The 12,302-nt window shown below is 62.3% G+C and carries 9 protein-coding genes and 1 pseudogene; all 10 read left to right on the top strand.

Annotation, left to right across the window (positions count from 1 at the left end; all coding sequences use genetic code 11):
- Nucleotides 1-1,583: 1,583 nt before the first annotated feature.
- A pseudogene (locus DBR00_RS21395) lies at nucleotides 1,584-2,099 on the top strand (methyl-accepting chemotaxis protein); the annotation flags it as partial.
- A gap of 137 nt (nucleotides 2,100-2,236) precedes the next feature.
- The gene (locus DBR00_RS05715) at nucleotides 2,237-4,003 is read left to right on the top strand and encodes a protein-disulfide reductase DsbD (protein ID WP_108486858.1); all 1,767 of its coding nucleotides are present in this window, start codon (nucleotides 2,237-2,239) and stop codon (nucleotides 4,001-4,003) included.
- A gap of 120 nt (nucleotides 4,004-4,123) precedes the next feature.
- Nucleotides 4,124-4,573, top strand: a complete 450-nt coding sequence (gene aroQ / locus DBR00_RS05710) for a type II 3-dehydroquinate dehydratase (protein ID WP_108486857.1) — start codon at nucleotides 4,124-4,126, stop codon at nucleotides 4,571-4,573.
- A 22-nt stretch (nucleotides 4,574-4,595) separates the two neighbouring features.
- Nucleotides 4,596-5,057, top strand: coding sequence for an acetyl-CoA carboxylase biotin carboxyl carrier protein (gene accB / locus DBR00_RS05705; protein ID WP_108486856.1), 462 nt, complete (start codon nucleotides 4,596-4,598; stop codon nucleotides 5,055-5,057).
- A gap of 17 nt (nucleotides 5,058-5,074) precedes the next feature.
- Nucleotides 5,075-6,424 carry an acetyl-CoA carboxylase biotin carboxylase subunit gene (gene accC / locus DBR00_RS05700; RefSeq protein WP_108486855.1) on the top strand — a complete coding sequence of 450 codons (1,350 nt, stop codon included), beginning with the start codon at nucleotides 5,075-5,077 and terminating at the stop codon, nucleotides 6,422-6,424.
- Between the two features lie 323 nt (nucleotides 6,425-6,747).
- Nucleotides 6,748-7,626 carry a 50S ribosomal protein L11 methyltransferase gene (gene prmA / locus DBR00_RS05695; protein WP_108486854.1) on the top strand — a complete coding sequence of 293 codons (879 nt, stop codon included), beginning with the start codon at nucleotides 6,748-6,750 and terminating at the stop codon, nucleotides 7,624-7,626.
- A gap of 74 nt (nucleotides 7,627-7,700) precedes the next feature.
- Nucleotides 7,701-9,044, top strand: coding sequence for a DUF3426 domain-containing protein (locus DBR00_RS05690; RefSeq protein ID WP_108538024.1), 1,344 nt, complete (start codon nucleotides 7,701-7,703; stop codon nucleotides 9,042-9,044).
- A gap of 179 nt (nucleotides 9,045-9,223) precedes the next feature.
- The gene (dusB, locus tag DBR00_RS05685) at nucleotides 9,224-10,222 is read left to right on the top strand and encodes a tRNA dihydrouridine synthase DusB (protein ID WP_108486852.1); all 999 of its coding nucleotides are present in this window, start codon (nucleotides 9,224-9,226) and stop codon (nucleotides 10,220-10,222) included.
- Complete coding sequence (fis, locus tag DBR00_RS05680) at nucleotides 10,219-10,539, top strand: DNA-binding transcriptional regulator Fis (RefSeq protein ID WP_108486851.1); 321 nt, start codon at nucleotides 10,219-10,221, stop codon at nucleotides 10,537-10,539. Before dusB ends, fis begins: the two co-directional genes overlap by 4 nt.
- A 74-nt stretch (nucleotides 10,540-10,613) precedes the next feature.
- Nucleotides 10,614-12,221: a bifunctional phosphoribosylaminoimidazolecarboxamide formyltransferase/IMP cyclohydrolase gene (gene purH / locus DBR00_RS05675; protein ID WP_108486850.1), complete on the top strand. Its 1,608-nt coding sequence runs from the start codon at nucleotides 10,614-10,616 to the stop codon at nucleotides 12,219-12,221.
- The last annotated feature ends 81 nt before the right edge of the window (nucleotides 12,222-12,302 follow it).

Below are 12,302 nucleotides of genomic sequence, written 5' to 3'. Positions count from 1 at the left end.
AACCGTTGGGCGGAAAACCGTGACGCAGTTGGCGCAGTCATATAACGGTCACGAAAAAGCAATAAATTCCAAGGCCTAGCTGCCGCCTCGACGCTTGCGTGGTGGTCTGAACCGTTCGTTGTCGGTCGAGCCTTATGCGCCTCAAATCTCTCACCAATCTCAACACCCTGCTGCTGGTCACCGTCTGCGTGGCGCTGGCGGCAACGCTCTGGTGGTCGCAACGCGCCCTGGAACGCCCCTACCTGCTGATGGCTCGCTACCTGAGCCTGTCGCAACAGTTTCAAGCTGACGTGGCACAAAACATCAGCACCTATCTGGACAGTGGCGATGCGCTGCGTCACAGCGCCGCAATGCAGTCGTTAGGCAGCCTGGAACAAGCCCTGAGCGAGCTACCCGAGCAACTGGCCGCCGACCTGCGTCCCAGCCTGGTCGAACTCAGCACCTTCAGCGCCAATGACCTACTCGCCGCCGGCAAGCTGTCTGCCGATTCGCAGGGCCTGCTGCTGCAAGCCGAACGGGAAATGGACGCGACCCTTGAACAACTGGCGCAATACGCTGACAGCAGCACCGCCGAGGCCGCCGCCAAGTACCGCCGGCCGCTGTTCAACGCGGCACGTCACCTGACCCGCCTGGCCCATGCCCGCGATAAACTGGTACGCAGTGGTCGCAGTGAACTGGCCAGCGAGGTTGAGCGCGAACTGGCGGCGCTGGATAAACAGGCACAGCAACTCAATGATCTGCCGCTTCTGGGCGTCGCCGATGCCAGTGAGTCCTCCAGCAGCTCGTTTGCCGACCTGCTGGGCCTGGATGCCAGCACTGACAGCAGCCAGGCCGAAGACCGCGGCATTGCCCTCAAACGCGACCTGGGCAATCTGATTAAACGCTACCCAAGTGAGCTGCAACGAACCCGCAACCTGATCGAACAACGCAGCGCGCTGGCCAGTAGCACCCGCGTACAGGTCGACAAGGTGCACCAGGCCCTGGCTGCTCTGGAACCTCAAGTACGCGCCGAACACGGCCGCATTCAGGGCGAGGTTCAGTTGATTCTGGGCCTGATGATTGGCCTGATCCTGCTCATTGCGCTGATCATCGACACCCTCCAGCGTCGCCTGACCCGTGTCCTCACACGGCTGGTACCGGCACTTTCCGCCTGGGCTCAGGGTGACTTTGCCGACGATGTACGCCTTGATTCGCGCACGCGCGAACTGCGTGATATCGAGGAGTCGCTCAACCGCCTGCGCGCCTACCTGGTCAATCTGGTGGGAACCATTCGCCAGCATGCCGAACAGGTGGTCGGTTCCAGCCGCACCCTGGCCGACCTCAGCAGCGGCTTACACAACGGCGCCGAACGCCAGGTTGGCGACACCGCACAGATTCGCGACGCACTGGGCGATTTGCAGACGACCATCCAGCAAGTAGCCGGCGATGCCAGCCAGGCTGCAGATGCCAGCCGTGACGCCAGCCGCGCCGTCGAACAGGGCCAACAGGTGATTGGCAACAGCCTTACCGGCTTGCACGAACTGGTTGATGAAGTACAGGGCAATGCCCAGGCGATTGAGCGCCTGGCCGAAGAAACCGCGACCATCGGCAATGTCTTGACCGTTATTCGCGGTATCGCCGAGCAGACCAATCTGCTCGCCCTGAATGCTGCGATTGAAGCGGCACGGGCCGGCGAACTGGGCCGAGGTTTTGCTGTGGTGGCCGATGAAGTGCGCTCGCTGTCACAGCGTACCAGCGGTGCGACTGCGCAGATTCAGGAACTGATCGGCCGCCTGCAGCAGGCTGCACTGCAATCCGTGCAGGCCATGCGCACCCAAGTGGAGCACGCCGAAGCCACCGCCAGCCAGGCCGAAGCAGCCGATGGCGCGCTGGCCGAGATTGTTGCCGCGATCCGCACCATCGCCAGCATGGCCGAACGCATTGCCGACGCCACGGCCCAGCAGAGCGGCGCCGTCAGCGAAATTCGCGGGCACAGTGAGCGCATTCACCACCTCGGCGGTGACAACCTGCAGCGCATCGGCGAGGGGCGTAATCAGGGCGATCAGCTGCTGCAACTCGGCGGGCAGTTGCATACCGCCGTGCAGGCGTTCAGGGTCTAACTGACGGTTAACGGCCGCTGGCGCGGCAATCTGTCGCGCACCATACAGCCGGTAGACAAGACCGCTTACAGCCTGGACCGTGCCTTGAGCCTCCCGCCTCCGCTATGATGCGGCGATTCCCGCATCACGAGCCTGCCATGCACCGTTTTCTCAGCCTGCTTCTGCTTCTGATCGTATTACCGGCCAGCGCCGGCCTGTTCGACAAGCCGCCCGCCCCTGCGCAATTCGGCGCGCCGCTGAACAACAGCGCGGACTTTCTGCCGGTACGCGAGGCGTTCAAGCTGAGCCTGATCAGCAGCTCCAGCGAGTCAGTAAAACTGCGCTTTGTCGCGGCCGAAGGTTATTACCTGTACCGGCACCGCTTCAGCTTTAGCAGCGAACCAGGCGATATAAGCCTGGGTCAGGCCGTTCTACCCGCCGGCAAAGCCAAGCATGACGAGTACTTCGGCGATGTCGAGGTGTATTACGAGGTGCTGGATGTCGAGGTGCCGGTCGATAACCCGGACAATCGCCCCTTCAACCTCAGCGTCAACTATCAGGGCTGCGCTGACAAAGGCCTGTGCTACCCGCCAGAAACCGAAGTGCTGGCGATTGGCGGCGGTGCAGCGACCAGCAGCGCCACGCCGAATGCCGCAACGCCCTGGAGCTGGACCGATCTGGCACTGTTCTTCCTCGGCGGCCTGGCGCTGACCTTCACCCCGTGCGTGCTGCCGATGCTGCCGATCCTCAGCGGCGTAGTGCTGCGCGGCCAGCCGGGCGGCCTGCGCAGCCTGGTGCTGTCGCTGGCCTACGTACTGCCGATGGCCCTGAGCTTTGCCATCCTTGGCGCATTGATGGGTCTGTTCGGTGCCGAACTCAACCTGCAGGCGCGCTTGCAATCACCCTGGGTGCTGGTGCCGTTTGCGATCTTCTTCGCCCTGTTCGGCGCGGCCAGCCTGGGCTTTCTCGAACTGCGCCTGCCGGCGGCCATCGACGGCCCGCTGCAGCGCCTGAGCCAACGCCTGCACGGCGGCACGATTATCAGCGCCGCAGCGCTGGGCGTGCTGTCCAGCGTGCTGGTTTCGCCCTGCGTATCCGCGCCACTGGCCGGTGCGTTGCTGTATATCAGTGCCAGCGGCGATGCCCTCGGCGGCGGTCTCAAGTTGCTGGCTCTGGGTCTGGGTATGGGCGCCCCCCTGGTGCTGTTCGCCGTCGGCGGCGGTGCTCTATTGCCGAAATCCGGGCCGTGGATGCTCACCGTGCGCAACCTGTTCGGCGCACTGCTGATGGCCGTGGCGATCTGGCTGCTCGAACGCGTGGTGCCCGGCCCCGTCAGCCTGGGGCTCTGGGGCCTGCTCGCAGCAGGCATCGCATTGTGGCTCGGGGTGCTGGAACTGACGCCGAAAACCCATCACCAGAAACTCGCGCAACTGCTCGGCCTGCCACTGCTGGTCTACGCCCTGGTGGCCTGGGTCGGCGCGCTGCAGGGCCAGGATGACCCGCTACGGCCACTCGGGCGGATGGTCAGCAGCGCCGAAGCCACTCAGGTGCAATCCGGCCAATGGCAAACCATCAGCACACCCGCCGAGCTGGATGCCGCTCTGCTTGCCGCAAAGAACAACGGCAAGCCACTGCTGCTCGACTGGTACGCCGACTGGTGCATTAGCTGCAAGGTGATCGAACGCGAAGTGCTCAACGCATCGGAGGTCGGCCGCCAGCTCGGCGACTATCAACTGGTGCGTTTCGACATCACCGAGAGCAACCCTGCACAACGCGCCCTGCTCGACCGCTACCAGCTGTTCGGCCCGCCGGCAATTCTGCTGTTCGACGCCAAGGGTGACGAATGGCTGGATTTACGTGTCGTAGGTGAGGTGGATGCGGCGACCTTTGCCGCCCGTCTGAGCACGGCGCGGGAACGCCTTTAACCTCCCGAGTCATATATCTGCCGCAATCTGCGGCCATCGTGACGACTATTGCTGAGAACTGGACAGCCCCGCGCTGTCGCGGCATAGTCCTGCGCAGTAGAAAAACAAGGATTAAGGACCATGGCGACCTTATTGGTACTGCACGGCCCCAACCTCAACTTGCTCGGCACTCGCGAGCCAGGGGTTTACGGCGCCGTCACTCTGGAGCAAATCAACCTCGACCTGGAACGCCGTGCGCGCGAGACAGGCCACCATCTGCTGTACCTGCAGAGCAATGCCGAATACGAACTAATTGATCGTATTCACGCCGCGAAAGGCGAAGGTGTCGACTTTATCCTGATCAATCCTGCCGCTTTTACTCACACCAGCGTCGCATTACGTGACGCATTGCTGGCAGTGAGCATCCCATTCATCGAAGTGCATTTGTCCAACGTGCACAAACGCGAAGCTTTCCGCCATCACTCCTACTTTTCCGATGTTGCGGTGGGAGTGATCTGCGGCCTTGGCGCCAGCGGTTACCGACTGGCATTGGAGGCTGCACTCGAACAACTTGAACTTAAGCGCCCCTGACCTCACCGGGAGTTGAACCACTATGGATATTCGTAAAGTCAAAAAACTGATCGAGCTGCTGGAAGAGTCCGGTATCGACGAGCTGGAGATTCGCGAAGGCGAAGAGTCCGTGCGCATCAGCCGTCACAGCAAGCAGCCGGCCTTTATGCAACAGCCGATGTACGCTCAGGCACCTGCGCCTGCAGCTGCTCCGGTTGCGGCAACACCGGTCGCCACTGAAGCAGCAGCTCCGGCTGCCGCCAAGCTGAATGGCACCGTAGTGCGCTCGCCAATGGTCGGCACGTTCTACCGCGCATCCGGCCCAACGTCGGCCAACTTCGTAGAAGTCGGTCAGAGCGTGAAGAAAGGCGACATTCTCTGCATCGTTGAAGCGATGAAGATGATGAACCACATCGAGGCCGAAACCAGCGGCGTGATCGAATCCATCTTGGGCGAGAACGGTCAGCCGGTGGAATACGACCAGCCTCTGTTCACCATCGTTTGATCCACGGAGAGCCAGCGATGTTGGAAAAAGTTCTGATCGCCAACCGCGGCGAGATCGCCCTGCGCATCTTGCGCGCCTGTAAAGAGCTGGGCATCAAGACCGTCGCGGTGCACTCCACTGCCGACCGTGAACTGATGCACCTGGGCCTAGCCGACGAAGCGGTGTGCATCGGCCCGGCTGCTGGCGCGCTGTCCTACCTGAATATTCCGGCGATCATCAGCGCCGCTGAAGTGACCGGCGCGACGGCCATTCACCCCGGCTACGGCTTCCTCGCGGAAAACGCCGATTTCGCCGAACAGGTGGAAAACTCTGGCTTCGCCTTTATCGGCCCGAAAGCCGAGACCATTCGCCTGATGGGCGACAAGGTATCGGCCAAGGACGCCATGAAGCGCGCCGGCGTACCTGTGGTGCCTGGCTCTGACGGCCCACTGCCGGAAGACGAGGAAACGGCCCTGCAGATTGCTCGCGAAGTTGGCTACCCGGTGATCATCAAAGCCGCTGGCGGCGGCGGTGGTCGCGGTATGCGCGTGGTATACAAGGAAGAAGACCTGATCAAATCGGCCAAACTGACCCGCAGCGAAGCCGGTTCGGTGTTCGGCAACCCGATGGTCTATCTGGAGAAGTTCCTCGGCAATCCACGTCACGTGGAAGTCCAGGTGATCTCCGACGGCCAGGGCAACGCCATCCACCTGGGTGACCGCGACTGCTCGCTGCAGCGCCGTCACCAGAAGGTACTGGAAGAAGCGCCGGCACCGGGCATCGATGAAAAAGCCCGCGCCGAAGTGCTGCAACGCTGCGTCGATGCCTGCATCGAGATCGGCTACCGCGGCGCCGGCACCTTCGAGTTCCTTTACGAAGACGGCCGCTTCTACTTTATCGAGATGAACACCCGCGTGCAGGTTGAGCATCCGGTTTCGGAAATGGTCACCGGTATCGACATCGTCAAGGAGATGCTCAGCATCGCCGCTGGCAACAAACTGTCGTTCAAGCAGAGTGACGTGGTGATTCGCGGCCATTCGCTGGAATGCCGGATCAACGCCGAAGACCCGGACAACTTCATGCCCTGCCCCGGCAAGGTCAAGCACTTCCACGCCCCAGGCGGTAACGGTGTACGGGTCGACTCGCACCTGTACAGCGGTTACACCGTGCCGCCGCACTACGACTCGCTGATCGGCAAGCTGATCACCTACGGCAAGGACCGCGACGAGGCCATGGCCCGTATGCGCAACGCGCTGGATGAGATTGTGGTCGACGGCATCAAGACCAACGTGCCGCTGCACCGCGACCTGGTCCGTGACAAAGGCTTCTGCAAAGGCGGCGTGAATATCCACTACCTGGAGAAAAAACTGGGGATGGATAAGCACTAAACCGCAATGACCTGCTGCGCGTCGGCGGTACTGCGTTAAAAACGGCCTCGGAAAGCCGCTTGCGGCTAACGCACTTTAGTGCGGCCCCGAAAGGGCGAGCGAAGCGAGTAATGCTCATTTACAGACGTAAACTCCGCTTCCTCACCCGTTTTGCCTTGTCCCGCTCTAGCTCGCGCGGTCATGACTGAAATGCTAAACAAAGGCTGCCATTCGGCGGCCTTTGTCGTTTCTGCCAACCGCAAGCGGTGGCAGCTGCACCACCGCTTCAAGTAAGCTGCGCGCCAATTTGCGCCATCCCGCCACAACGTTCACGAGGTTTTCCCATGCCCTGGTTACAAGTCCGTCTCGCCATCACCCCAGAGCAGGCGGAAACCTACGAAGATGCGTTGCTGGAAGTCGGCGCCGTCTCAGTGACCTTTATGGACGCCGAAGACCAGCCGATTTTCGAGCCGGACCTGGGCACCACCCCGCTGTGGTCGCACACTCACCTGCTCGCCCTGTTTGAAGCCGATACCGACGCCAACGCGGTGTTCGCGCACCTGCAGCTGCTGACCGGCGCCGACTTGCCGGAGCACCAGGCCGAAGTGATCGCCGACCAGGACTGGGAGCGCAGCTGGATGGACGGCTTCCAGCCGATGCGTTTCGGCCAGCGCCTGTGGATCGTGCCGAGCTGGCACGCCGCGCCGGAGCCCGACGCCGTCAACCTGCTGCTCGATCCGGGCCTGGCCTTCGGCACCGGCACCCACCCGACCACCGCGTTGTGCCTGGAATGGCTGGACGGCCAGAACCTGCAGGATTGCAGCGTGATCGACTTCGGTTGTGGCTCAGGCATTCTGGCGATTGCCGCCCTGCTGCTCGGCGCGCCGCAGGCAGTCGGCACCGACATCGACATTCAGGCCATCGAAGCCTCGCGCGACAATGCCCAGCGCAATGGCATCGACGCCGCACGCTTCCCGCTTTACCTGCCTGAAGACATGCCGCAACAACCTGCGGATGTCGTCGTCGCCAATATCCTCGCCGGCCCGCTGGTGGCGCTGGCCCCGCAGATCACCCGCCTGGTCAAGCAGGGCGGCCGCCTGGCACTGTCGGGCATCCTTGCCGAGCAGGCTGACGAGGTTCGCGCGGCCTACAACGACGCCTTCACCCTCGACCCAACCGCCGATAAAGACGGCTGGGTACGTATCAGTGGCGTGCGCCGCTAACCGCCACAGCGCGCAGCTGCTGCATTAGCAAGCACTTGCGTTAGACTAGCCGCCTTGCTTAGCCGGATCACCGCATGACCCAGAGCTTCATCACCCAGTGCCCCCATTGCCGTACCAGCTTTCGCGTGAACCTCACGCAGCTGGGCGCTGCCCATGGTGCTGTGCGCTGCGGAGCCTGTCTGCATGTGTTCAATGCCGCGCAACAGCTGCGTGAGCAGGGCCAGCAACTGCCGCCGCCCACAGCGCCAGCCGCCGCGCCAACACCGACTCCACAGCCGAGCAAACCACCCGTGCCGCCCGCGCCACGCCCGGCAATGCCCAGTGCCGCGCCCGCAATACCGGCGGCGCCTGCCAGCAGTAAAACCGGCGATACGCTGTGGATTCATGACGACTTGGACCTCGACAGCCTCGACCTGGATGAAGAGTTGGCCAAGCTCGAAGCCCAGGAACAGCAACTGTCGAAACAGTTTCTGGCGATTGATAGCGCGCCCAAATACAGCGAAAACTTTCTCACCCCGGACCCCATCGAGCATGATCCGCACGACGAGCGCTGGGCCGAAGCACTGTTGCAGGATGAACAACCCAGGCCCACTGCCAGCTTGACCTTGCAGGATGAGCGGCCTCTCGACATGCCACCGCCAGCACCACGCGCACCCAGCCCGGCTGAACCGATTGCCGCCGCGCCGGAAACCTTTTCGCTGCCGGCAACAGAACCGCCGCTCAACCTCAACACCGCTGACCGCCGCGTGGCGCCGCCGGAACCTGAGATCGAACTGCATGCTGAGCACAAACCGTTCAGCGCACGACGCGACGACGACGTGCAAGCCACAGCCGCCACTAAGAAAACTCCACGCAACGAACCCGAATTGCGGGACGAGCACCTGTTCGAGCTAGACGACGAGCCGCTGCAGCTGGATTGGCAACAGCCGAAGAAACCCTGGGGGCGCTGGATCGGCTGGGGTCTGCTGAATGTGCTCGGCGCGGCTGCCCTTGCCGGGCAGTACGTGGCATACCACTTCAATGAACTGGCGCGCCAGGATCATTACCGCCCCTGGTTTGAGCAACTGTGCCCGGCTGTCGGCTGCCAGCTGCCCTCCAAGGTCGACATCGCCCAGGTCAAGAGCAGCAACCTGGTGGTACGCAGCCATCCGGAATTCAGCGGCGCCCTGATAGTTGATGCCATCCTCTACAACCGTGCGGCGTTCTCGCAGCCCTTCCCGCTGCTGGAAATGCGCTTTGCCGACATCAACGGCCAACTGCTCGCCAGCCGCCGTTTCAAGCCCAGCGAATACCTCGCTGGCGAGCTGGCCGGCAACGCGGAAATGCCGCCGCAGACGCCTATTCACATATCCCTGGACATCCTCGACCCGGGCACCCAGGCGGTGAACTACAGCCTGAGCTTTCACTCACCGGAATAGCCTGCAGCAGGCGTATTGCCTGACAATCTGCCACAACCAAACACTTGGCGATAAGCCAATAGCTGTTCAGAATTTGTTCAAAACGGCCTTTCTCAGGTCATCCAGAGCGGGTATCATGCCCACCCTTTTTCGCACTCTCCTAATTGTTCAACAGCACGTCTCTTGAGCAGGGAAGCCCTATGTCGGCGCTACGCATCGGCCCTTACACATTGCCAAACTCGCTGATTCTCGCTCCCATGGCGGGCGTCACTGATCAGCCGTTTCGCCAGCTGTGCAAGCGCATGGGAGCGGGTCTGGTGGTGTCGGAAATGGTCACCAGCGATGTGCGCCTGTGGAACACCCGCAAGTCGAGCCTGCGCATGATCCACAGCGGTGATCCCGAGCCCCGCTCAGTGCAGATCGCCGGCGGTGATCCGGAGATGCTCGCCGAGGCGGCGCGGCGCAACGTGGACATGGGCGCGCAGATTATCGACATCAACATGGGCTGTCCGGCCAAGAAGGTCTGTAACAAGGCCGCCGGCTCCGCCCTGTTGAAAGACGAAGTTTTAGTTCGCGAGATTCTTCAGGCTGTGGTCGCCGCCGTGGATGTGCCGGTGACCCTGAAAATCCGCACCGGCTGGGACCGTGACAACAAGAACGGCATCAGCGTGGCGAAGATCGCTGAAGACAGCGGGATTGTCGCCCTGGCCGTACACGGCCGCACCCGCGCCGACCTGTACATGGGCGAAGCCGAGTACGACACCATCGCCGCGATCAAGCAGGCGGTGTCGATTCCCGTGCTGGCCAACGGCGATATCGACTCGCCGCAGAAGGCCAAGGCCGTACTGGCTGCCACTGGCGCCGATGGCCTGCTGATCGGTCGCGCAGCCCAGGGCCGGCCGTGGATATTCCGTGAGGTCGAGCATTATCTGCGTACCGGTGAGCAGCTCCCGGCACCCAGCCTGCTCGAAGTGGAACGCATTCTGCTTGAACATCTGACTGCACTGCACGCCTTCTACGGCGATGTAATGGGCGTGCGGATTGCCCGCAAGCATGTCAGTTGGTATCTCGCAACCTTGCCGGGCGCGAGGGAGTTCCGCGCCCAATTCAATCGTCTGGACAGTACGGACGCGCAGTGCGCCAACGTTCGCGAGTTCTTCAGCGAGCGTAATAACAATGGAGAAGGGGTGGCCGCATGACGATGTTGACTGAGACTTTAGGAAGTGAAATGGCTCCCGTGAGTGACAACAGCAGCTTGAAGCAGCATCTCAATACGCCAAGCGAAGAGGGGCAAACCCTGCGCGGCAGCGTTGAGAAGGCCCTGCACAATTATTTCGCCCATCTTGAGGGCGCAGACGTCAGTGACGTTTACAACCTGGTGCTCACCGAAGTCGAGGCACCGTTGCTGGAAACCGTGATGAACTACGTCAAGGGCAACCAGACCAAGGCCTCCGAGCTGCTCGGCCTGAATCGCGGCACCCTGCGCAAGAAGCTCAAGCAATACGACCTGCTGTAATCCCGAATTCCCGAAAAGGGCGGCCCACATGAGCCGCCTTTTTTGCTGATATCCCTGCTCTGATGGATTCTGAAATGACCGACCAGACCACCCTCCTCCCCGTTCGCCGCGCCTTGATCAGTGTTTCCGACAAGACCGGCATCCTCGAGTTTGCCCGCGAGCTCGTCGCCCTGAATGTGGAAATTCTCTCCACCGGCGGCACTTACAAGCTGCTCAAGGATAACGGCATCGCTGCCGTGGAAGTGGCCGACTACACCGGCTTCCCGGAAATGATGGACGGTCGCGTCAAGACCCTGCACCCGAAGATCCACGGCGGCATCCTCGGCCGTCGCGCCGTCGACGGCGCGGTGATGGAGCAGCACGGCATCAAGCCGATTGACCTGGTCGCGGTCAACCTCTACCCCTTCGCCGCCACCGTAGCCAAGCCCGGCTGTGACCTGGCCGACGCCATCGAGAACATCGACATCGGCGGCCCGACCATGGTCCGCTCTGCCGCGAAGAACCACAAAGACGTGGCCATCGTAGTCAACGCTGGCGACTACGCCGGCATCGTCGAAAGTCTGAAAGCCGGCGGCCTGAGCTACGCCCAGCGCTTCGACCTGGCGCTGAAAGCCTTCGAGCACACCGCCGCCTACGACGGCATGATCGCCAACTACCTGGGCACCATCGACCAGAGCCGCGAAACCCTGTCCACCGAAGAGCGCGGCGCCTTCCCGCGTACCTTCAACAGCCAGTTCATCAAGGCTCAGGAAATGCGCTACGGCGAGAACCCGCACCAGAGCGCGGCGTTCTACGTGGAAGCACAGAAAGGTGAGGCCAGCGTGGCCACTGCCGTGCAGCTGCAGGGCAAGGAGCTATCGTTCAACAACGTGGCCGACACCGACGCCGCGCTGGAATGCGTGAAGAGCTTCGTCAAGCCGGCCTGCGTCATCGTCAAGCACGCCAACCCGTGCGGCGTGGCCGTGGCCACCGATGAAGAAGGCGGCATCCGCCAGGCCTATGACCTGGCCTACGCCACCGACACCGAGTCGGCCTTCGGCGGCATCATCGCCTTCAACCGCGAGCTGGACGGCGCCACCGCCCAGGCCATCGTCGAGCGCCAGTTCGTCGAAGTGATCATCGCCCCGAAAATCAGCGCCGAAGCCCGTGCCGTAGTCGCCGCCAAAGCCAACGTGCGCCTGCTGGAATGCGGCGAGTGGCCGGCCGAGCGTGCCGCTGGCTGGGACTTCAAGCGGGTCAACGGTGGCCTGCTGGTGCAGAGCCGCGACATCGGCATGATCAAGGCCGAAGACCTGAAGATCGTCACCCAGCGCGCACCAAGCGAGCAGGAAATTCATGACCTGATCTTCGCCTGGAAAGTGGCCAAGTTCGTCAAATCCAACGCCATTGTCTATGCCAAGGGCCGCCAGACCATTGGTGTCGGTGCCGGCCAGATGAGCCGCGTCAACTCTGCGCGCATTGCCGCGATCAAGGCCGAACACGCCGGCCTGCAGGTTGCCGGTTCGGTGATGGCGTCCGACGCCTTCTTCCCGTTCCGCGACGGCCTGGACAACGCGGCGGCCAATGGCATCACCGCGGTGATCCAGCCAGGCGGCTCGATGCGCGATGCGGAAGTGATTGCCGCGGCCGACGAAGCGGGCATTGCCATGGTGTTCACCGGCATGCGTCATTTCCGTCACTGATTGATGGAACGGTGGATGGCTGCGGCCATCCACCCTACGCAGCACCCATTTCGTAGGGTGGATAACGTTTTGCTTATCCAC

The sequence above is a fragment of the Pseudomonas sp. HMWF032 genome (genome assembly GCF_003060885.1).
Taxonomy (GTDB): Bacteria; Pseudomonadota; Gammaproteobacteria; order Pseudomonadales; family Pseudomonadaceae; genus Aquipseudomonas.
Note: the sequence above shows the minus strand (reverse complement) of the source record. Positions and strands in the feature narration are given on the sequence as shown.